This is a genomic window from Flavobacterium sp. HJJ (assembly GCF_015351475.1).
Taxonomy (GTDB): Bacteria; Bacteroidota; Bacteroidia; order Flavobacteriales; family Flavobacteriaceae; genus Flavobacterium; species Flavobacterium marginilacus.
Genome location: NZ_JADKPR010000002.1, coordinates 171,328 through 192,805, shown reverse-complemented (window position 1 = coordinate 192,805; position 21,478 = coordinate 171,328). Strand labels below are relative to the sequence as shown.

General features: G+C 30.5%; 19 protein-coding genes. All 19 read right to left on the bottom strand.

Annotation, left to right across the window (positions count from 1 at the left end):
• Positions 1-82 precede the first annotated feature (82 nt).
• The 19 genes from IRZ80_RS02605 to IRZ80_RS02515 all read right to left on the bottom strand — a co-directional run bounded on the left by IRZ80_RS02605 (position 83) and on the right by IRZ80_RS02515 (position 21,473).
• Positions 83-1,306, bottom strand: coding sequence for a hypothetical protein (locus IRZ80_RS02605; RefSeq protein WP_194640000.1), 1,224 nt, complete (start codon positions 1,304-1,306; stop codon positions 83-85).
• Positions 1,306-2,103: a glycosyltransferase gene (locus IRZ80_RS02600; RefSeq protein WP_194639999.1), complete on the bottom strand. Its 798-nt coding sequence runs from the start codon at positions 2,101-2,103 to the stop codon at positions 1,306-1,308. The genes IRZ80_RS02605 and IRZ80_RS02600 overlap by 1 nt, the downstream gene beginning before the upstream one ends.
• Positions 2,103-2,945, bottom strand: a complete 843-nt coding sequence (locus tag IRZ80_RS02595) for a hypothetical protein (RefSeq protein ID WP_194639998.1) — start codon at positions 2,943-2,945, stop codon at positions 2,103-2,105. Before IRZ80_RS02595 ends, IRZ80_RS02600 begins: the two co-directional genes overlap by 1 nt.
• The gene (locus tag IRZ80_RS02590) at positions 2,942-4,204 is read right to left on the bottom strand and encodes a polysaccharide biosynthesis C-terminal domain-containing protein (RefSeq protein ID WP_194639997.1); all 1,263 of its coding nucleotides are present in this window, start codon (positions 4,202-4,204) and stop codon (positions 2,942-2,944) included. The genes IRZ80_RS02595 and IRZ80_RS02590 overlap by 4 nt, the downstream gene beginning before the upstream one ends.
• A gap of 48 nt (positions 4,205-4,252) precedes the next feature.
• Positions 4,253-5,077 carry a glycosyltransferase gene (locus tag IRZ80_RS02585; RefSeq protein WP_194639996.1) on the bottom strand — a complete coding sequence of 275 codons (825 nt, stop codon included), beginning with the start codon at positions 5,075-5,077 and terminating at the stop codon, positions 4,253-4,255.
• An 88-nt stretch (positions 5,078-5,165) separates the two neighbouring features.
• Complete coding sequence (locus IRZ80_RS02580) at positions 5,166-5,570, bottom strand: WxcM-like domain-containing protein (RefSeq protein ID WP_194639994.1); 405 nt, start codon at positions 5,568-5,570, stop codon at positions 5,166-5,168.
• Positions 5,561-6,460 (bottom strand): NAD-dependent epimerase/dehydratase family protein, encoded by a 900-nt coding sequence (locus IRZ80_RS02575; protein WP_194639992.1) that lies wholly within the window; start codon positions 6,458-6,460, stop codon positions 5,561-5,563. The genes IRZ80_RS02580 and IRZ80_RS02575 overlap by 10 nt, the downstream gene beginning before the upstream one ends.
• Positions 6,461-6,480: 20 nt before the next feature.
• Positions 6,481-7,596 carry a CDP-glucose 4,6-dehydratase gene (gene rfbG, locus IRZ80_RS02570; RefSeq protein ID WP_194639990.1) on the bottom strand — a complete coding sequence of 372 codons (1,116 nt, stop codon included), beginning with the start codon at positions 7,594-7,596 and terminating at the stop codon, positions 6,481-6,483.
• Complete coding sequence (rfbF, locus tag IRZ80_RS02565; protein ID WP_194639988.1) at positions 7,590-8,366, bottom strand: glucose-1-phosphate cytidylyltransferase; 777 nt, start codon at positions 8,364-8,366, stop codon at positions 7,590-7,592. Before rfbF ends, rfbG begins: the two co-directional genes overlap by 7 nt.
• 26 nt (positions 8,367-8,392) lie before the next feature.
• Entirely contained in the window at positions 8,393-8,644 is a 252-nt protein-coding gene (locus IRZ80_RS02560) for a 2Fe-2S iron-sulfur cluster-binding protein (protein WP_228520779.1), read from the bottom strand.
• Between the two features lie 373 nt (positions 8,645-9,017).
• Positions 9,018-9,224 carry a hypothetical protein gene (locus IRZ80_RS02555; protein ID WP_194639986.1) on the bottom strand — a complete coding sequence of 69 codons (207 nt, stop codon included), beginning with the start codon at positions 9,222-9,224 and terminating at the stop codon, positions 9,018-9,020.
• 204 nt (positions 9,225-9,428) lie between these two features.
• On the bottom strand, positions 9,429-10,496 hold the full coding sequence (locus IRZ80_RS02550; protein WP_194639984.1) for a Wzz/FepE/Etk N-terminal domain-containing protein: 1,068 nt from the start codon (positions 10,494-10,496) through the stop codon (positions 9,429-9,431).
• 96 nt (positions 10,497-10,592) lie between these two features.
• The gene (locus IRZ80_RS02545; protein ID WP_194639982.1) at positions 10,593-13,052 is read right to left on the bottom strand and encodes an SLBB domain-containing protein; all 2,460 of its coding nucleotides are present in this window, start codon (positions 13,050-13,052) and stop codon (positions 10,593-10,595) included.
• Positions 13,053-13,394: 342 nt separating this feature from the next.
• Positions 13,395-13,859 (bottom strand): UpxY family transcription antiterminator, encoded by a 465-nt coding sequence (locus IRZ80_RS02540; protein ID WP_194639980.1) that lies wholly within the window; start codon positions 13,857-13,859, stop codon positions 13,395-13,397.
• Between the two features lie 47 nt (positions 13,860-13,906).
• The gene (rfbB, locus tag IRZ80_RS02535) at positions 13,907-14,953 is read right to left on the bottom strand and encodes a dTDP-glucose 4,6-dehydratase (RefSeq protein WP_194639978.1); all 1,047 of its coding nucleotides are present in this window, start codon (positions 14,951-14,953) and stop codon (positions 13,907-13,909) included.
• A gap of 43 nt (positions 14,954-14,996) precedes the next feature.
• A complete protein-coding gene (locus tag IRZ80_RS02530) occupies positions 14,997-16,280 on the bottom strand; it encodes a nucleotide sugar dehydrogenase (RefSeq protein ID WP_194639976.1) in 1,284 nt (427 codons plus the stop codon).
• A 311-nt stretch (positions 16,281-16,591) separates the two neighbouring features.
• On the bottom strand, positions 16,592-17,983 hold the full coding sequence (locus tag IRZ80_RS02525; RefSeq protein WP_194639965.1) for a UDP-glucose 6-dehydrogenase: 1,392 nt from the start codon (positions 17,981-17,983) through the stop codon (positions 16,592-16,594).
• Positions 17,984-18,001: 18 nt separating this feature from the next.
• Positions 18,002-18,997, bottom strand: coding sequence for an SDR family oxidoreductase (locus IRZ80_RS02520; protein WP_194639963.1), 996 nt, complete (start codon positions 18,995-18,997; stop codon positions 18,002-18,004).
• Positions 18,998-19,019: 22 nt separating this feature from the next.
• Positions 19,020-21,473, bottom strand: a complete 2,454-nt coding sequence (locus tag IRZ80_RS02515; protein WP_194639960.1) for a polysaccharide biosynthesis tyrosine autokinase — start codon at positions 21,471-21,473, stop codon at positions 19,020-19,022.
• Positions 21,474-21,478 lie beyond the last annotated feature (5 nt).

The following is a 21,478-nucleotide window of genomic DNA, read 5'->3' as shown; positions in this document are numbered from 1 at the left end:
AGAAAGTGAAATTTATTATTAATTAATTCCTAACTTTTTATTAATTCAATCTAAATTTTAAAAATCAAAAAACAACTAGAGCCTACAAACTAGTACTACTTTTTGATGAAATCTCAAAAAAAGCTTTTAGTATAAGGAAAATTAATAAGCAATAAAAGCAATTTAGTAATGGATAAGTTATTGAAAGGTTTAGACCATATCTAAAAAACATAAAAAGACCACTTATATAAAAGTATAAATAAAAGAAACTAAACAACCCCGATTTTCTATATAAAGCTAAATATAAACGCAAACTTAATGATAACATTATAGGGTAAAATGCAAAAAGAAAATTATTACCAAAATATAGTACAAATTGTGACACCCATGAGCTGCCAAATCCCATATCAGTAAACCCATATAATGCTTCTTTTGAGTTATCAATAATATTGACTGCTGTTGTATCGGGATCAATAATTAGATACTTAATTCCAAATGGCAAAAATTCAGACAAAACATTTGCAAACCCATCAAAAACAGTCAATTTATTAGATGCACTTAGAGCAATCTCTATTGACTGCTGTGTATTAAAAGATTCACCGAACAAAAAAATGGCAGAATCAAGAAAATTTAAATCAGCTCCTTGCCCCAACAGTCTAAGCATTGAATATAATCCAAAAAAAATGCAACATAATATTAAACCTTTTCTAGAAAAGAATTTATTTTTAACATGTAAGTAGCCTATTAAAAAAATACTAAAAAAAGCAAATGGCCAAACCCTTCCCATAGAAATAAATTCAATGGAAACAATCGGAACCATATATAATAGATAAATTAATTTCTTTCTAATAAAAACTAAATACACTACAAAAATACTTAATAGTAAAAAAACTACCTTTAATTTATACTTATCAGCTATAACAGCCGATAAAGCAAACAAATCAACCCTTCCAGCAACAGATCTTGATTTAATCAGCATTTCAAAAAAAGCCGGAAGCGTGATAATGAATAATAAAATCGTTATTGTCTTAATAATAATAATAGGAACATGAACATTCAAATTACCTTCTACAATGCTTTTTGGAGATTTCGGAACAGTAGCCAATAAAACGAAAAAACCTAGTATTTGAAAAATTGCAAGATTTGTTTGAAGAGGAGTTTCAAGATGCAACCAAAAAAAAACTGGTTCTTCTAATTTAATTGAAATCAAAACATATATGGATGGTAGAACTGAGTATACAAAATAAAAAAAAATAGTTAAATATTTTGCAGAATTAAATAATAAAGCGGCATTTGAAAATTTTATGGCTTCTCTTATTTCAGTCATTATTTCTTTTTTAACACAATGTAATTTACGACCTGAGATCCATATTTTTTTCCAAATAAAAAAATTATACCTGAAATAACAACTCTTTTTACAAAATGTGTATCAATTTTTACAAATGGCTTTAGATTTAAATCCCGTCTTAATTTATAAGTTTCTTTAATAACCCTATTAACTAAATTCGGATTTGTACTAATCCCCCCTAAAGAGTGTACTACACCTACAAAAGGATAAAAAATTGGGTCACCAAATTTTAAAGAGCGCAAAATATAGTGATGATCTCCAACTATTTTAAATTTATCATCAAAAAGACCAGCCAATTCCAAAAGACTTTTATGATGAAAACATCCTGGATGTCTAATTGTCATTACAGAATTTATTTTCTGTTTCGCAATATCCCATTCATCTCCGACAACGCTAATAAAATCCCCTTCATCATTTATTATTTTATTTTTACCATAAATAATTCTTGTTGATTCATCAGCTTTAACGAAATATTCATTCATTTTAAATAAAAAATTGCAATCTTCAAAATAATCATCCGAACCAAGAAATAAAAACCAATCACCATTAATCCTTTTTAAACAATGATTCCAAGCATCATAAACTCCATTGTCATTACTAGTATTTAAATAATAAATCTTTTCAACATTGCTATTTAATATTTCAACAGTATTATCTGTGCTTGCACCATCCTTTACCAAAATCTCATAAGAAGCAAAATTTTGATTATAGATAGAATCTAAACATCTTTGAATAGTTTTGCCTGAATTATAAGTGGCAATTATTATTGATATCATTAATTTAAAATTTTCTTTACTATTTTATCAAACATTATTTTTAAATAAAAAAAACTGTCATTGAATATACAATACAAAAAGGTAATTATTATGAAGACATTGACTTTTTTAAAAAAAAACTCATACGATATTTTTCTTTGATTCAGTATTTTAACATCATCTGTCCGGCGTACAGCAGAATATATTGAATAAGGTAAAATATCAATATCTACATCCGTTGCTCTTAAACAACAATTCAAAACAGTTTGATCATGCCTAAACACTTCACAATCTCGAATTATAAAATTAGATTTCATTACTCTATTTCTTTCTCCATAAGAATATCCTAAACACATTCCTTTAAGAGCCGAATCATATGATGTGTCTATAATTTTCAAAAAGCCTTTATTATTTTTATCAAAACCTATATTTCCAGCAGCAAAAACACTATGATCTTGAATTTTATTTAATCCATAGTATTCATAATAATCTGCAGGGGTAATTTGAGACAACAATTGTCCCTGATCAACAAAAAAATAACCTTTTTCCTTTATCCTTTCAAAAATAACATCAATATCACACAGAACTGTATTCCCGGAATCTAGATGCAAAAAAAATCTCTCCTTAGATTTTTTATAGATATATGTTTTCCATGTATAACAATCTCTCCAAAATTCACAAAATTCAGGAACTTTTATTATAGTAACATCATAATATTTTAACAAAAATCTCTCTACTTTATTTAATCCAATATCCCAAACGACAAACTTGATTGGCTTTTTAGTATTAAATATAGTAGAAAAAATAAGGTTTAAGGTTCTAGAAAAAAAATAACCACTAGAAGTTGTATTTAAAATATTCATAATAGCTTTTTCAAATTAAAAGTTTGTCCCAAAGCTGCTAATTGTAAAAAAAAAACAGTCTTACCGTTACTAGAAAAAAAGTACAGAATAAAATTAGTGATAAAAGAAGTAAATATTGCAGAATAGCAGGCTCCTAAAACCCCACATTTTGGAATTAAAATAAAATTTAAAAAGACATTCAGTATTAAACCTATAACACTTCTAAAAGTAGGTATCCAATACAATTTCTCAACAATAATCCACTGTCCAGCAACCATACCAGTACAATTAAAAATCATCGCAAAAGAATAAAGAACCATATAAATACTTGTACCTGAAAATTTATCTCCAAATATTAAGTTTAAAATAATTCCAGAAAAAAAATACAAAAACACACACCATAAAATTGCAATTCGAAAAACAAATAATGTATATTGTTTCACTTTATCTTCAAAAAGAGTAGGATTATTTATTTTTAGATTTAAAAGCAATCCCAATTTACTAGATAGTAAAGCTGAAACAGGTATAAGTATTATTGAGGAAATTTGTATTGATGCCATATATTTTCCAAGCTCAGACATCCCCAAGTATTCAGATAAAATAAACTGATCAGCTTTAGTATATAAAATTACTATTATTGCATTTAACCATAAAGGAATAAAATTCAATACCCACTTATAAAAAAATTTTTTAGAAATTGAAAAATTCTCTTTTTTAAATACAAAAAATTTACATAGAAAATAGATAAAAACTAGGACAAGAAAAAATTGCTCAACAATATCAATATAAAACTTAAAAATTACTTCAGAATAGAAATGAATAAAAAATATTTTAATAAAAAAAAAAGGAACACATATAATAACTGTAAGCTTAAAAAAAAAGTCCGTATTACCTCTCGAAATAAAATACTGTTCATTAGCATTAAATAAAAATAACAATAGAAATCCACATATTATATAAAAAATTTCATCAGTTATATTTTGAAAGTAAAATCGCCTAAAAACCAATAAAAATAAAATTGATAATACTAAAAAGAATATCCTTGCATAAAAAGAATAAATAATACTCTTTGTTAAAATATTCTTTAGTGAAAAATCTCTAAAAATCAAGATATCTGAGCCTCCAGTAATAAAAGTTGAAAACACTAATATAACACTTGTAATTAACGAATATTTACCAAGACTTTCAGGACCTAAAAATCTACCTATAAAAATAGACAACAAAAAAAGCATACCTAGCTTAAAAAATCTATCTAAAAGATTAAAAATAGTTTGTTTCAAGTAAAAATTTTTTAAAATTTTATATTAAAAGTCCTCTCTTTAAAATGATTATATTTCATTAGTCTTTTTCCAAGAATTTAAAATATTATTTCTAATATCAAAATATTCATTAACAGCATTTCCTTTTTCTTTCTCCCATTTATAAACATAAGACATCATAAAATATGTTAAATAGGCAAACATTAACATAAGACCATCTTTACCCATTAAAAAAGTTTTTCTTATAAAGAAAATTTTTAAAATTCCTTTTATAATATTAAGAATCGATTTATTTAGAGTTAAATTAGGTGAATTCATTTCTCCCTTCCAATATCTAATATGATTACTCATCATTTTATCTACAGTTTCATGTGTCAAATGATACATACAGCACACTTCATCATTTTCCATATCTAACTGATTCCCAATAAAATTAGCAGCATCATGTACTCCATTTTTATTAATAACGACAGCACCTTTTCTTACTATTTTTGGACTAAGTTTAGAATACCAAGGAGACCTTTTAGACTCTAATCCTAAAACATATCTCCTAAATGGAATATTTATAATGTCGTAAATTGAATCTTTGTCTCTTATAATTTCAATAATTTTTTCAGCTAATTTTGGATGTATTACATTACTTGCAGTAAAAGGAATAATCCATTCATTTGAACAATGATTTAAAAAAAAATCCCATTCAGAAGACTGATATGCTTCAGTATTTTGCATATAATGAACTTTTACTTTTTCTCCGTAGCTTAATGCTATTTCTACTGTTTTATCTGTACTATTTTTATCTATCAAAATAATTTCATCACACCATAAAAGAGATTCAATCGCATATTTTATACGATTTTCTTCATTGTAAACTGGTAAAAATGCAGATATTCCCATATGTTATTTTATTTTTTAATAATTCTCAAACGAGAAAATGTCAATCCAAACTAGATTAAAAAATATTGTTTATCATTTTAAATAATACCTAAAAATTTGAAAATGATATTGTATCTTCTGGCAAATATAATTGATCTGAATAAGCTAATAATATAAAATCTTCAGAAGAATTATTTATAAAAATGTGTGCAATATGATTGGGAATATAAATTGTTTCGGATTTAGCTGAAGACAAACACAATGACTGCTTTTCACCTGTAAGAATATCCACTGTTTTTAATTTACATTCACCTACAATTAAAGTAAACCATTCATTTGCTTTTTCATGATAATGCCCACCTTTTGCCTCTCCTGGAACAGCATTGGTTAAATAAACTTCACCAGTATGAGAAGGTATATTTTCTTCTAATCCATCAATTACTTTAAGGAACCACCCTCTATTATCTGTAATAAGTTTACGTGGAATTATTTTTATTTTTTCATTTAAAGACATTTGTCATATATTTTTAGTGAATCAATGAATCTAGTATACTTTACTTCTCGCAATATTTTTTTTAATTCAGAATCGTCTAATTGCAAATTTAACATCCCTACATCAGCTCTTTCTGCTTTACCAAACAGTTCCTCTGAAATTTCCAGTCCATAAAATTTATATATCATCTCAATAATCTGTCGTACAGAAAAAGTTTCAGTTCCGGATATATTAAAAACACCCTCTTTACTAAGCGATATCAAATCAAAAACTATTGCTGGAATATCACCGACATATAAATATTGTCTCACCTGCAAACCTTGCGTAAACTGCATAGGCTTATTATTTTTTATAGATGTGACCACATAAGGTATTAAACGATGAGGTGCTTCTTTTTCACCATAAATTGTAGGTAGTACTATATGAAGATGTTTAAATACTTTTTTATCAGATGTAACATATCGCGTTAATAAACGTTTAGAGATACAATAATCATTTGGAACATCGAGCGATGCACAAACCACTTCCTTTTCAGAAAAAAGAACAGATTTATCATTATTACCTATTTCAAAGCATGACCCAAAAGTTACAAAAGTACCATTAAAGCCTTTTTTACTTAATTCTTTACATAAATGTATGGGAATAAAAGTATTTAACTGATAAATTGATACTTCAGAGTCGTCTAGATTAGATTGTATACCTGCACCTGCTGTATAAAAAATAATATTACTATCTAAAATTTTATCAATATTGATTTGTTCATGTAGCAAATCTACCATCTCAAATTCGTTATACGAATACGTAATCGGTTTATTCCTTCCAAATGCTTTAATTGAAATCTGATTTTGATTGCAAAAAAGACCTAGTTCTGTTGCCAAAAGACCATTCGTTCCTATAATAGATATAACCACTTTATTTATCTTTTCAAATCCTAATTATATTTTCCAATCAAATTTTCAACATTTAAAAAACATAATATTTGATTAGTTGTAAATTTTTTCATATCACTTCCATCATTACTAAATTCTCTATACCAATCCATTGTTTTGGATACTGCTTGTTCTGCATTCATTTTTGGGAACCACTTTAATTCTGCTATTGCCTTGTTAATATCCAGTTTCAATAATCCCGCCTCATGAGGCTGATGTCCATCAGATTCTACTTTATATTCCCCTTTACTCCAACTTTGAATAGCCAATTCAAGCATATCTTCTACCGGAAGCGCATCCGATAATTGAGGACCAAAATTATAGGCCTGATTAAATTGTAATGGTTCTTCAGCTAAATTAGCTCCTAATAATAAATACCCCATTAGAGGCTCCAAAACGTGCTGCCAGGGCCTAACTGATTTAGGATTTCTAATTACTACTGCTTTATCATTAGCAAATGCTTTGGCAATATCAGGAATTAAACGATCTTTTGACCAATCGCCTCCTCCTATAACATTTCCCGCTCTTGCCACTGCAATACCTTTTTTGTGCGTATTGTATTTCTTGCTATTAAAAAAAGAATTACGATAGGAATCAATTACCAATTCAGTACAAGCTTTGCTGGCACTATAAGGATCATATCCCCCTAGTCTGTCATTTTCACGATATGGATAAATCCACTCATTATTATGGTATACTTTATCAGTAGTAACTAATACTACATCACATTTTTTATCCAACAAACGAACTGCATCTAAAACATTAGCCGTTCCTACAACATTTACTTCGAAAGTTTCTGCAGGAATTTCGTAAGACAATCGTACTAAAGGCTGTGCTGCTAGATGAAATATAAAATCAGGTTGAAAATCAATTATTTCTTTTTCTAATCTTTTTTTATCACGCAAGTCAGCAATAACCGAATCACAAATTTGTTCACCTTTAATCAAATAAAACAAATCATCTTTCGTTTGTGGCTCCAATGCATAACCTTTAACATCTGCCCCTAATAACGATAATGTTTTCAACATCCAAGCCCCTTTAAAACCAGTATGTCCTGTTAAAAATATCTTTTTGCCTTTATAAGCTTGCTGCAATTTTTGAAATAATGATTCTACCATGTCTTCCATTTTGCATTTCCTGAATTCCACATTTCTTCCAGTTCTTGTCTATCTCGTAATGCATCCATACATTTCCAAAACCCATGATGCTTGTATGCTGCTAATTGTTGGTCTCTAGCTATAGCTCCTAATGGCTCTTTTTCCCATTGAACGTCTTCAACATCATCTTTAAGATATTCAAAAATACCAGGTTCTAACACAAAAAACCCCCCATTAATCCACATCCCGTCTCCCAAAGGTTTCTCAACAAAATTATCTACTTCACCATGTTGATTAATTTCTAAATTCCCAAAACGTCCAGGTACTTGAACACTTGTTAAAGTTGCCAACCTTCCATGCAATTTATGAAATTTAAGCAACTCTGATAAATTTACATCTGCAACACCATCTCCATAAGTTAACATAAAAGTTTCATCTTTTACATATTTTTGGATGCGCTTTAATCTTCCTGCTGTATTGGTGTGCAAACCGGTATCAATCAAAGTTACTTTGAAAGATTCAGTCTCTGAATAATGAACATTAATGTTATTATTTGCTAATTCAATGGTTACATCTGAATTATGCAAATAATAATTATAAAAATATTCTTTAATATAAGTAGCTTTATATCCCAAACAAATAACGAACTCATTGTAATCATGTTGTTCGTACATTTTTAAAATATGCCATAAAATTGGTTTTCCACCTATTTCCACCATCGGTTTCGGCCTAGCTTCTGTTTCTTCCATCAGGCGTGTTCCAAAACCACCTGCAAAAATGACTACTTTCATTGTTTTCTTTATGATTATTAGAGTTATTATATTTTAACAATAACATTATCGGTTAAAGGATAACTGCAGCAAAGTAAATATTCGTTCTCAGCTAAATCCATCCTGGGTTTATCCAATCCTATCATTTTCATTTCTCCTGAAACTACAATTCCTTTACAAGTACTACAATTTCCTGTTTGACATGAATAAGGTAATTCTATACCCATTTCTAAAGCTTCCTCAAGAACAGAATTCCCTTTATTTACAGTAATTTTGTTCCCAATACCTTGAAAACGCAATACAATTCCCTGATTAACATATCTTTAAAATCTTCAGAATTTTTAACTATTTCAAAATCTTCTGAAAAAAAGTTATCTAAATGCCCCTCATGAGCTAACAATGATTCTTTAATTACATTCTTAAGTCCGACAGGACCACATACATAATGTCTTATTGGATGGCTAATCTTTTGTAGCAAATCATTAACAAAACTAGAATTAATTCTTTCTTTAAAATTATGTGACTCATTATCAAAAAATACTCTTTCAAATAAAAATAATAGATTTTAAAACGGTCAGTATGAGTTAATTTAAGCTGTTCTAATTCATCATGAAAAATTATAGAGTTCTTAAATCTGTTGTCGTAAACCAAATGTATATTTAGCAATGGTTCTCAAGCTAATAAATACTTTATCATTGAAAAAAGAGGCGTAATACCACTTCCAACTCCCCAAAAAACAACAGATTTAATTGATTCATCTGATTCGAAAATAAAATCACCTAAAGGCTCCTGAACTTCTATTACATCGTCAACTTTAACATAATCATTAATATCGTTAGAAACTATACCACCAGGAACTCGCTTTATTGTCACATTCAATATGGATCTATCAAAGGTGTTGAAGAAAAAGAATAAGGTCTCACAATCTTCTTCCGTTAATTCTAAATTGAAGTGTAAGATACTGACCTGCTAGATATTTAATTCTCTTCAACCCAGGCTACTTGAAACATAAAGTCACCGTGTCTTCAGTTTCTTTCCTAACCTCCACAACCCTAATAGTATAACTATTCATTTTGTATGAGATTATTTAAATAATTCTTTAAACAATCTCCTTATAATCAAAAAGAATACCCCTAAAAAACCAGCCAAGAGACCACCTAAAACTAGTCCTTTAGCTTTACCAAAACGTTCTTTAGACAAAGGCAAAATCGGTCGATCAATAACCTGAATTAAAGGAGTTTCTTTACGCAGGGTTACTTTCGCTAATTCACATTGTTTAACCAATTCAGTAAGTATTGCGGTATTAGCCTGAACATCTACTTGTCGGCGAGCAGATGGGGTACGACGCACATTCAAAGCTGGATTCAGATTAAAAGTATTATCATTGGCAACAGCCACACCAGTAATTGCACCGTTCAATTCAGCTCGAACCGAATCAACCTGATGTTCTAAGATATTCATATTTGTACGAGCTTTTTTACTTTTGGTATCTACATAAAATTTACCAACTTGTTTTGCTAAAGCTTCACAAAACCAAAGAGAAAATAATTCATTATTAGAAGAAACATCCATGGATATTATCGTTATTTTTTTATCTTTCTGCGCAACAGACAAAGAACTTTTGGACAAACCTTTATAAATCTCGCCTAATATACTATCATGAACTCTTGTAAAATACTTGCGCTTGATCTCTGGCAAAAACTGTATGTTCTTGAATTTAGGATTTTCATCCCATTTGTCCCGCCATTCATTATTCTGTATGTACATTTCTGCCAACGAAATTACTTTCCCGTTTAGAGTAACCGGTGTCAACAAAGTTTGTTCCACCATCGTACGGGACTTGAATAATTCGGTCAAATTCGAACCGGAAAATATGCTTCCTCCTCCGCCTCCAAGGTCGATTCCAAACGAACTGGCTAATCCAAGTGCACCACCTAATCCTCCTCCAGACTTCTCATCTTCCAATGCGAATGTTAAAGTAGCTGTATACACGGGTTTTTTAATAAAGGAATAAGTCAATCCCAATGCTGACCCTATCACTCCCGCCAATACAATAATTTTCCATTGACTCAGTAAATAGTTGTACCACTCCTTTACTTTTTCCAATAGCTCTTTTAAGGATATTTCGTCGTTACGATTTTGTTCGTTCATACTTTTTATATAAGTTTCATTTCTGAATAACTGTCTAACTTTTACTTTTTAATTTCTATTCGTTTATCTCTTTAAAATTTTATTTTAATCGAAAAACTATTTAAACGAAGTAACAATCAACAATGCCAAACTGGTAATCACACTTCCAATACTTACCCATTCACCAGTAGTCATTTTCTTTGTCTCAGGTTTTTCTGGAACCACAATTTGGGAACCAGGTTCAACTTTTGGACTAGACCTAATCAATAAAAACCTGCGAGTTACTGCGGCCTCTCCATTTGGATAAATAACATATGCTTTATTTCTCCATCCTTTGGCATCCAAACCTCCAACAGCATCAAGGTAATAATTAAATCCTCTGCCTTTTTTATAAGAAATCTCTGATGTCAAAAGAACATTTCCAGCAACTTTTACAGTCTCGTTGAAAGCCGAAACCTCGATTTCATCTCCAGGCTGTAAAGTTATATTTGCATTTCCATTTTGATTTCTGACAACTTTTTCCCAAGCAACAGGAATAGTGGCATATTTCAAGTCTTCTTTTAATTTCTTTTTCAATTTATTTTGAATACTATCTTTTTTACCCAAATTTAAATTTACATTTTCCAATTCTTCAATTTGAGCTTTTTTAATAGGCCTTTTTATTTTTACCCCATTCAAACTTGCCAATGATGTAAGACCGCCTGCTCTTTGAATAACATTATAAATCTTCTCTTTTTTATTAGCCAAAACATATTTCCCAGGATAGGAAACCGACCCGGATATAGTTACCATCTCTGGTTTCTCAACAACTGCCATTCGCCTGATATTAATGACATCAAAAGGTTCCAGTACAAAATTAATCGATTGTTCATTCGAATTCGGAGTGATTTCAATATTAAACAATTCAACTTTGTTCGGATTAGAATCATCTATATCTTCAGCCTTAATCATTCTCGCTATTTCAACACGCTTGGATGCTGAACCCGTCAAACCGCCCGCAACAATAATTAAATCATTCAAAGTTAAATTATCCTGATAATCATAAACATCTGGTTTCTTTACTTCACCATCAATCGTCACTTTATATTCTTCCTTAAAATCTAAAATAGAATACACAGTTACCACATCTTCTTTTTTTAAAGCAACATCAGCATTCAAATCCCCTACAATTGCTTTAGATAAATCAACATTAACAATCTCAGTCGTCAAATCTTCTTTTAAACGAATGATTCTAGCTCTTTTAAGATAAGCATCTTCTTTCAATCCTTCAGCCTGACGAATCAAATCTGAAACTCTCATTCCTTGATAAAAAGAATAGGTATCTGGTCTGAATACTGCACCATTAATAATGATACGGTTTTCAAAACGATTTAAAATTTTGGAGATACGAAACACATCTCCATTTAAAGGCAGATAACTGCCATATTGAGCAGCTTGTATATCAGCTACTTTAAATTCTTTTCCGGTTTTTTGCAAAACATTTACCGAAGCTGTATAAGCAAATTCATTGAATCCGGATGCAAAATTCAAAAGATCTGAAAAATGCTCACCCTTTTTCATTTCAAAAATACCCGGACGCTTTGCTTCTCCCTCAATAATAACCCGATTAGTATAAGCCGGAATACGAATAACATCATTATCTTTTAAACCAACATTATCCGATTGGTTTCCATTTACCAAAAAACGATAAATATCGATGTTTCTGAAAATTTTATTATTACGGATCAGCTCAATATTTCTGTAACTTCCATTTTTACCTGGACCTCCGCCTAAAAATAAAGCATTATATACCGTTGCTAAAGATGAAACCGAATAATTCCCTGGCTGTTTGCTTCCAATAATAGTAATTTTTATAGTACGGATACGGCTTAAACTCACTTCTACCTGCGATTGACCAGAACGAACAGTACTATATACTCTTGAAATAGCTCCTTTAATTTTTTGAGTTGCGGCTTCAATAGTCATTCCCGATACCGAAATCTGGCCGACGTATTGAATAGTAACTTTACCCTCAACAGATACTGGAACATTATCGTTAAACTCCTGAACTCCATTTACGCTAATTTGCAGTTCATCTCCAGGACCTAAACTATAATTGATAGGTGTGGCCAATTTCAAATTAGGCTGGAAATTCAATGTAGGGTTATCAAATAATTCAGATCCAAACACTAACGAATTCAAACTATCCTTAACCTTTTTATTTTCAATTTTTTCTTGTTTCCGTTCAATAACTTCGCTATTATCCTCTTCATCTTCCAGATCTGAATCTTTTGATTTTTTCTTAGTCGTTGTTTTTTTATCAACTGCACTTTTAGAAGTTTCGGGAAAAGCTAAACGCTTTTTTAATTTGGCAAATTCTGCAGGATCCATTCCTTTGGACAAAGCCATCGATTCTACTTGATCTATAGTTAGATTATTTGTTTGCAATTGTGATTTTATTTTTGCAATATCACTATCCGATAAGTAATCAACCTTTACTGTACTCAAGTCGCTTCCTTTTAGAATATCCTGAGCTAATATAGTGTTAGTCTGAAAAAGAGCTATAAGAAAGAGAATTACGGTAATTAGTTTTTTCATTGCTGCTATTAAATTAATTAAATGAAATTATTAATCTCATTCAAATTACATTATTTATACTTCTTGTAGTTTTATAATATCTATTATAATTTCAAAAAAAAATTATCAAAAAATTATTTTATCTTATTCGCAAACGTTTTTTTTATGGCTTCGCCATTGTGAATCCCATTTTATAGATCCACATTAACATTTCAGAAGAATTTTGCAAATTTATAGTAAAAAAAAAGATTTATCTCATCTTTTAATTATTGTTTTGAAACTTTAATCTTATTAATAATAAATTAAATTACATAATTTACAATCTGTTTTAAATAAGTGTTTTAAAACAAAAAAACAGATAAACTATTTTTTTTCAACTTTAAGAATACATCCTAAAGATTCTAAAATAAGTATATAATGATTCTGTTTTACCTCTTGAACAATTGCTGATTGTGCCAAAAAAGGACCTGATTCTAATACAATACTATCTCCCTTTTGCCATTTATCAACCACTAATTCGAATGTATCAGGCACATTCAACCAATCTTGAATAATTTGAATTTCTTTTTCCTTTACGACTGCTGGCTTCCCAAGCCAAAATAAATACCGAACAGCACCTGAAATTTCAAAAATAACATTCCGATTCTTTTCATCAACTTGTACAAAAATATACGAATTAAACAGTGGTACTTGTATTTTCTTTTTACGATCCGACCATTGGCTTATTTTAGTAATTAAAGGACAATAGGCAGTAATCCCAATTTCATTTAAACGTTCCGCAACTTTTCTTTCCCACTTGGGTTTGGTATAAACTACGTACCAGTTCATTTTTTTCTATTTTAATACAAAAATTAAGTTCCTTAAATTTAAAACTATTATGAATATTGTTTTTCATAATACGAAGCATAAGCTCCAGAGGTTACATTATTTAGCCAATCTTGGTTATTCAAATACCAGTCAATTGTATTTTCTAATCCTTGTTCAAATGTCACAGATGGCTTCCATCCTAATTGAGTGTTTATTTTTGAAGCATCAATAGCGTAACGTAAATCATGTCCTGGTCTGTCTTTCACATATGTAATTAATTGAGCAGATTCCCCATCTGCTCTTCCTAATTTTTGATCCATAATCTGGCACAAAACTTTTACTAAATCGATATTCTTCCATTCATTAAACCCTCCAATATTATAAGTTTCATGATTTTTTCCATCATGAAACACTAAATCGATGGCTACAGCATGATCTTTTACAAACAGCCAGTCTCTTGTATAATTTCCATCTCCATAAACAGGTAATGGCTTATTATTGATAATATTATTAATAAACAATGGAATTAATTTTTCTGGAAAATGATAAGGTCCATAATTATTAGAACAATTTGTAATTACATAAGGTAAACCATAAGTCTCACCGTAGGCACGGACGAAATGATCTGAACTTGCCTTAGATGCAGAATAAGGCGAATTAGGGTCGTAGGGAGTAGTTTCAGTAAACAATCCTTCAGCACCAAGCGAGCCATAAACTTCATCGGTACTTACATGGTAAAAACGTTTTCCTTCGGAATTTCCTAACCATATTTTTTTGGCTGCATTTAATAAATTCATAGTTCCAATCACATTGGTTTTTACAAAAGCCAAAGGATCTTCTATAGAACGATCAACATGTGACTCTGCTGCCAGATGAATCACTCCGTCAAACAATTGTTCCTGAAACAAATTAAAAATAAAATTTTCATCGGTAATATCGCCTTTTACAAAAGTGTAATTAGATTCATTTTCGATATCCTTGATATTTTCTAAATTTCCAGCATAGGTTAAAGCGTCCAAATTAAAAATTTGATAATTTGGATAGTTATTCACAAAACGTCTTACGACATGTGAACCAATAAAACCAGCACCTCCTGTAATAAGTATCTTTTTCATCATTTTATGTTTTTAATTTATAATTTATTCCTTTTTTAGCTTATCATAATCTACCATCAACATCATCAGCCAAAACCCCCTTAACATCATAAAGTACACTACATTTTTTTCTAAATGAATTAATGTCTAAATTGAGAAACTCTTTATGAGCAACACCTAAAACTATAGCATCAAAAACTGCATCAGGCTTTTCATTTATAGTCTTTAGTCCATATTCGTGATTCACTTCATCTGGATTTGCCCAAGGATCAAAAATAGTAACTTGAATTCCATAATCTTCTAATGCTTTTATCACATCTACAATCTTAGTATTCCTAACATCTGGACAATTTTCTTTGAATGTAATACCTAACATCAGTAAACTGGCACCATTGATTGAAATACCACTTTTAATCATTAGTTTTACAACCTGCGAAGCAACATATTCGCCCATACTGTCATTCAAACGACGGCCTGCCAATATAATTTCAGGATGATACCCTTTTTCTTGGGCTTTTTGTGCTAAATAATATGGATCTACACCAATACAATGCCCTCCAACTAAACCTGGTTTAAAAGGTAAAAAATTCCATTTTGTACCAGCAGCTTTAAGTACAGCTGCAGTATCGATATTCAAAAGATTGAATATTTTTGCCAATTCATTGACAAAAGCGATGTTAATGTCTCTTTGTGAATTCTCAATTACCTTAGCGGCTTCTGCAACTTTTATTGAAGGAGCAAGATGAGTTCCGGCAATGATTACTGATTTATATAATTGATCTACTTTTAATCCAATTTCTGGTGTAGAACCTGAAGTAATTTTTAATATTTTATCAACAGTATGCTCTTTATCTCCTGGATTAATCCGCTCTGGAGAATATCCCGCAAAAAAATCAACATTAAATTGTAATCCTGAAATTTTCTCTAAAACCGGAACACATTCCTCTTCAGTAACACCCGGATATACAGTAGATTCATAAATAACAATATCTCCTTTTTTTAAAACAGAACCAACTGTTTCACTTGACTTATACAAAGGGGTTAAATCAGGGCGATTATTTTTATCAACTGGCGTAGGCACTGTAACAATAAAATAATTACAGTCAGCAATATCTTTTACTTCAGAAGAACAAAATAGTCCAGTTTTATGATCCCTATTGTGAACTAACACACTTTGTAACGTTTCACTATCAACCTCTAGAGTATTATCTACTCCCGATTGTAATGCTTTAACTCTTGAAACGTTAATATCAAAACCTACAACTGAAAATTGTGTAGCAAACAATCGAGCCAAAGGCAAACCAACATAACCCAAACCTATTACTGCAATTTTTATGTCTTTATTCAACTTCTTAATATATTGTTGGCTTTTAAATTCCAATTATAAAATTCAAAGAATAACATTTTTAACAATAAAAATGCAATCCTACTCTATATCGGGTCGGCAAAGATACTAAAAATAAACAAGCAATTTTGCCAAAAAAACAGCTTTAAAACCAAAATAAGGATTTCCACCGACTAAAAGCATAAGCATCTAATAATCAGCAAAAATCTATTTTTTAAAATTATAAATAAAAGTAAAAAATCACTGTTTTTAGTGACTTAAATTATAGTAATATTGATTTTTTTTAGATGCTTTATACTACAAATGATAAAAAATTATGAACCGATAGTTTGATACACGAACCCAATTTTTTCTAATAACACTTTATCCAATATATTTCTCCCATCGAAAATGAAAGCTGGCTTTTGCATATTGTCATAAATTTTTTGCCAGTCGTACTTAATAAATTCATCCCATTCTGTAAGTACAGCAATAGCATGAGCATTTTCACAAGATTCATACGGGTTATCATAAGTAACAACACTCCTTATATTTTCTTCTGAACTCCTAGTTTCCAAATAATTTAAATCAGCTAATACCTTATCTATTTTGACCTTAGGATCATAAACAGTGATTTTGGCTTTTTCATTAATCAAATCATCAGCTATGTATATTGCCGCAGATTCTCTAGTATCATTAGTATCCTTTTTAAACGCCCAGCCTAAAAATGTGATTTTTTTATCAGCAACTGTATTATAAAGCGTCTGTACTATATTATTTGAAAAACGACGCTTTTGATGATCATTTATAATAATGACCTGCTCCCAATAATCAGCTACTTCATTTAATCCGTATGATTTTGCTATATAAACTAAATTCAATATGTCTTTCTGAAAACAAGAACCACCAAATCCAACAGAGGCTTTCAAGAATTTAGGACCAATACGGCTATCCATTCCAATTGCTTTAGCAACTTCATTAACATCGGCTCCAGTTTTTTCACATAGCTCTGACATTGCATTAATAGACGATATTCTTTGAGCTAAAAAAGCATTAGCTGTCAATTTTGACAATTCTGAAGACCAAACATTTGTAGTCAATATTTTTTCAGGATCTACCCAATTCAAATAAACATCAACCAAAGCTTGAATCGCTTCTTCTCCCTCAGCCGAAACATCTCCACCTATTAATATCCTGTCAGGATTCAACAAATCCTCAACAGCTGTTCCCTCTGCCAAAAACTCAGGATTAGAAAGTATTTGAAACTGAACTCCATTGCCTGTTGTATCAAGAATACTTTTAATAGCCTCGGCAGTGCGTACTGGCAAAGTTGATTTTTCAACTACTATTTTATTGTCTTTAGCTACTTTTGCAATTTGTCTTGCGCACAATTCAATATATTTCAAATCAGCCGCCATTCCTTTTCCTTTACCATACGTTTTTGTAGGTGTATTCACGGATATAAAAATGATTTGAGCTTCATCTATTGCTTTATCAACTTCCGTTGAAAAAAACAGATTTCTTCCTCTGGCTTCAGCAACAATAGCATCCAAACCAGGTTCATAAATCGGAATATTATCTGTGTTTTCATCATTCCATGCAGCAATCCTTTCCAAATTCAAATCCACCACTGTCACTTGGATGTGAGGACATTTTTGCGCAATAACAGCCATAGTTGGACCACCAACATATCCAGCTCCAATGCAGCAAATTTTTGTAATTTTCATATTGTCAATCTTTATCTTCTATTCTTTATTTCTACTAAGATTCTCCCAATACCAGCTTACCGATTCCTTCAATCCTTCCTGCAGAGAAAATTTAGGATTATATCCTAAAATTGATTTAGCTTTATCAATACTTGCTAATGAATGCGGAATGTCTCCAGCTCTATTAGGACCGTATTCAATTTCTATTTTTGCAATCTCAGAATCATACTCCGCTAAAAAAAATTTTAAATAACCAACCAAATCATTCAAAGTATTGCGATCACCATAAGCCGTATTATAGACAGTATTTATCGCTTCTGGATTCTCTGTAGTCATAGCCAGCTCATTCATTTGAATCACATTATCAATATAAGTAAAATCCCGTGAATAATTTCCGTCACCATTTATTTTGGGACTTTCATGATTCATCAATTGCATAACAAATTTTGGAATTACTGCTGCATAAGCCCCATTAGGATCTTGTTTTCTTCCAAATACATTAAAATAACGCAAGCCAATAGTTTCTAATCCATAAGTTCTGCTAAAAATTTCAGCATACAGCTCGTTTACATATTTTGTTATAGCGTATGGAGAAAGAGGCTTCCCTATTACCTCTTCTACTTTTGGCAAACCTATAGAATCTCCATATGTTGAAGAACTTGCTGCATAAACAAATCGTTTAACATTTGCATCTCTTGCGGCAACTAACATATTCAAAAAACCAGAAACATTAACATCATTTGTTGTTATCGGATCATTTATTGATCTTGGAACGGAGCCTAAAGCCGCCTGATGCAATACATAATCAGCCCCTTGCACTGCTTTATGGCATGTATCTAAATTCCGTATATCTCCTTCTATTAAAGAGAAGTTTTCATTATTAAGAAAAGCTGTCAAATTATATTGATGACCTGTAGCAAAATTATCTAAACAGACTACATTATATTTTTTGTCCAAAAAATATTCGCATAGATTAGACCCAATAAATCCTGCTCCTCCAGTAATTAGAATTGTTTTTCTACTATTTCCAGTCATCACATAATATTTTAATTGTAGGCTATTTCTTTTTCTTAATTACAATTTTCTCCATTAAACTTTTTTTCTTCTCAACTTCATGATATCCACTTGAATAGCTACTATTGCCGTAGCCATAGCCGTAACCATACCCTCCTCCATACTTAGCTTTATTTTCAAATCCATTCAAAATGATGCTCGTATTATGGAGTTCTCCACGGCTTATTCTATTATTCAGTAATGTTATCATCTCTTTTTTTGTGAAATTCTGCCTTACAATATACAAGGTAACATCACAATACTGTGTCAGCTCAAGTGAATCGGCCACCAAACCAATTGGAGGTGTATCAAGAATAATGTAATCATACTTGCTTTTAAGCTCGTCCATTAATTCTTTCATCCCATCATTCAAAATTAACTCAGACGGATTAGGAGGAATTGGCCCAGACAATATCACATCTAGAAATGGAACTGAAGTTGGATATATAATTTCACTCAAAGTTTTATCTTTAATTAAATAATTCACAACACCCACAGAATTATCTAAACTAAATTCATCAAACAGCTTTGGTTTTCTCAAATCCATCCCAACAATTACAGTCTTTTTTTCACTTAAAGCAAATACTGTTGCAATATTTATAGAACAAAAAGTTTTTCCTTCACCACTAATTGATGATGTAATCATGAGAGTTTTTGCTCCTTCTACATTATTTTTTTTGTACAAAAACTGAAGAGATGACCGAATGGCCCTAAAGGATTCCGATAATGGTGATTTTGGTTTGTCAAAAACAGCTAAATTATTTTTATCCGGATCAACCCCAACAATACCAATTAACGGAATAGATGTCAATTTACTTACATCCTCAGGATTATAAATAGTATTATTGACAAAAAAAAGAATTGTAATTACCAGTAACGGCAACAGTAATCCCATAAATAATGCCAAAATGTAATTCACTCCTGTTTTTGGACCTATTAGTCCTCCTCCAACATCTTTTGCAGGATCGATAAAATGAATGTCTGATAAATTCGCAGCTTTAACAATATCTGCTTCACTTCTTTTTTGTAAAAAAGTACTATAGATATTATCATTCAAATCATATTTTCTTTTTATCTTAATTAATTCCTGCTGATCATCCGGAAGACTCTTGATTTTACTTTCTGTCTCATTAATTTTACTTTCAACAATTGCCAGATCATACTGCAAAGAAGCTTTGGCTGTATTAATATTTTCTAATAAAACATTCTTAACAGCTTCCATTTGATTATCAAAATCTCGGAAAATTTTTTCACTTTTTACGGCATAAGCCATTTCCGATCTTTGAGTCGAAAGTGCTATCAATTTGGACACATTCACAGCAATATTAGGATCTTCAATTCCCGCCACTGAAGGAGCCGGAAGTTTTGAATAATCAACACTGTTTTTTAAATATGCTTTTAAAGAATTATAATATGTTATTTTTCTGTTTACAGCATCTTTCTCAACATCAAAATCAAGAATTTTATCAGAAAACTTAGCTCCGCCTCCACCTTCGATCTCAAAAATATTTTTATCTTTTCTAAAAGATTTTAGTTCATCACCGGTTTTTCTTAGCTGTGACTCCATTGCCACAAGCGTGCTGTCAATAAAATTAATAGTATTAGTTGCAAACAGATTTTTATTATCCAGCTGTCTTTTCATAAGCATCTTAACAGTAGAATTAAGATACTCAACCATTCTGGCTTTATTGGTTCCCTGCATTCCCAAGGTGATTATTGAACTACCCTTGTCATCTGCTCTAACATTCAGATTTCTGTAATTCGCAACAGTTCCATCAAAATCATTAAATCGAACAAAATATTCATTTCCTTTATACAGCCCTGGATTTTCATTTATCTGCAGTTTCCAATTTAAAAATGGCAAGGATACTTGTTCGCCAACTTTGTACTTTTTAATAAACTCTCCTTCAGCAACAGAAGTATTAGCATAACTATTATCCGAATAATGAATTATTGAAACTGAAGGTCCTTCAAAAAGTATTTTTATTTGATATTCATTTTCACTAATAAACTTTATTCCGATTAGAGTTCCTGCTAATTGCCCTTGCTTTTTATCAATATCTACATGAAATGGAACTGCACCATAAGCATCAAGAAGATTATACTTCCCTTGTACCAAATAGTCAATATAAAACTGTAATTTATCCACAACTAGCTCATTATGAGAACGAGACTGTAACGTGGTTAAAATAGTTTGAATCTGATCAGAAGCACCTCCCCAATTAAAAACTAAATTTGTGCTTGAGGTAAAAAGAGGATTGGTTTCTTCTTTTGCAGAGATTAAAGTTTCAATACTATAAATTTTTTCTTTACGTATATTAATCTGATAAGCAACCATTAAGGCTAAAACAACGGATACTAAAAACCATTTCCAATAACTTAGTATTTTAAGTAAAAAACCCTTAAAATCAAAACTTGGAACATTTTCAAAAACTGCAAAATCTTTAATATCTAACATATTTG

What these genes read in the sequence shown, in the direction of transcription:
- IRZ80_RS02605 (WP_194640000.1), bottom strand. Translation starts at nt 1,306, where the DNA reads ATGACTGAAATAAGAGAAGCCATAAAATTTTCAAATGCCGCTTTATTA.
- IRZ80_RS02600 (WP_194639999.1), bottom strand. Translation starts at nt 2,103, where the DNA reads ATGATATCAATAATAATTGCCACTTATAATTCAGGCAAAACTATTCAA.
- IRZ80_RS02595 (WP_194639998.1), bottom strand. Translation starts at nt 2,945, where the DNA reads ATGAATATTTTAAATACAACTTCTAGTGGTTATTTTTTTTCTAGAACC.
- IRZ80_RS02585 (WP_194639996.1), bottom strand. Translation starts at nt 5,077, where the DNA reads ATGGGAATATCTGCATTTTTACCAGTTTACAATGAAGAAAATCGTATA.
- IRZ80_RS02580 (WP_194639994.1), bottom strand. Translation starts at nt 5,570, where the DNA reads ATGTCTTTAAATGAAAAAATAAAAATAATTCCACGTAAACTTATTACA.
- rfbG (WP_194639990.1), bottom strand. Translation starts at nt 7,596, where the DNA reads ATGGTAGAATCATTATTTCAAAAATTGCAGCAAGCTTATAAAGGCAAA.
- rfbF (WP_194639988.1), bottom strand. Translation starts at nt 8,366, where the DNA reads ATGAAAGTAGTCATTTTTGCAGGTGGTTTTGGAACACGCCTGATGGAA.
- IRZ80_RS02550 (WP_194639984.1), bottom strand. Translation starts at nt 10,496, where the DNA reads ATGAACGAACAAAATCGTAACGACGAAATATCCTTAAAAGAGCTATTG.
- IRZ80_RS02545 (WP_194639982.1), bottom strand. Translation starts at nt 13,052, where the DNA reads ATGAAAAAACTAATTACCGTAATTCTCTTTCTTATAGCTCTTTTTCAG.
- IRZ80_RS02540 (WP_194639980.1), bottom strand. Translation starts at nt 13,859, where the DNA reads ATGAACTGGTACGTAGTTTATACCAAACCCAAGTGGGAAAGAAAAGTT.
- rfbB (WP_194639978.1), bottom strand. Translation starts at nt 14,953, where the DNA reads ATGAAAAAGATACTTATTACAGGAGGTGCTGGTTTTATTGGTTCACAT.
- IRZ80_RS02525 (WP_194639965.1), bottom strand. Translation starts at nt 17,983, where the DNA reads ATGAAAATTACAAAAATTTGCTGCATTGGAGCTGGATATGTTGGTGGT.
- IRZ80_RS02520 (WP_194639963.1), bottom strand. Translation starts at nt 18,997, where the DNA reads ATGACTGGAAATAGTAGAAAAACAATTCTAATTACTGGAGGAGCAGGA.
- IRZ80_RS02515 (WP_194639960.1), bottom strand. Translation starts at nt 21,473, where the DNA reads ATGTTAGATATTAAAGATTTTGCAGTTTTTGAAAATGTTCCAAGTTTT.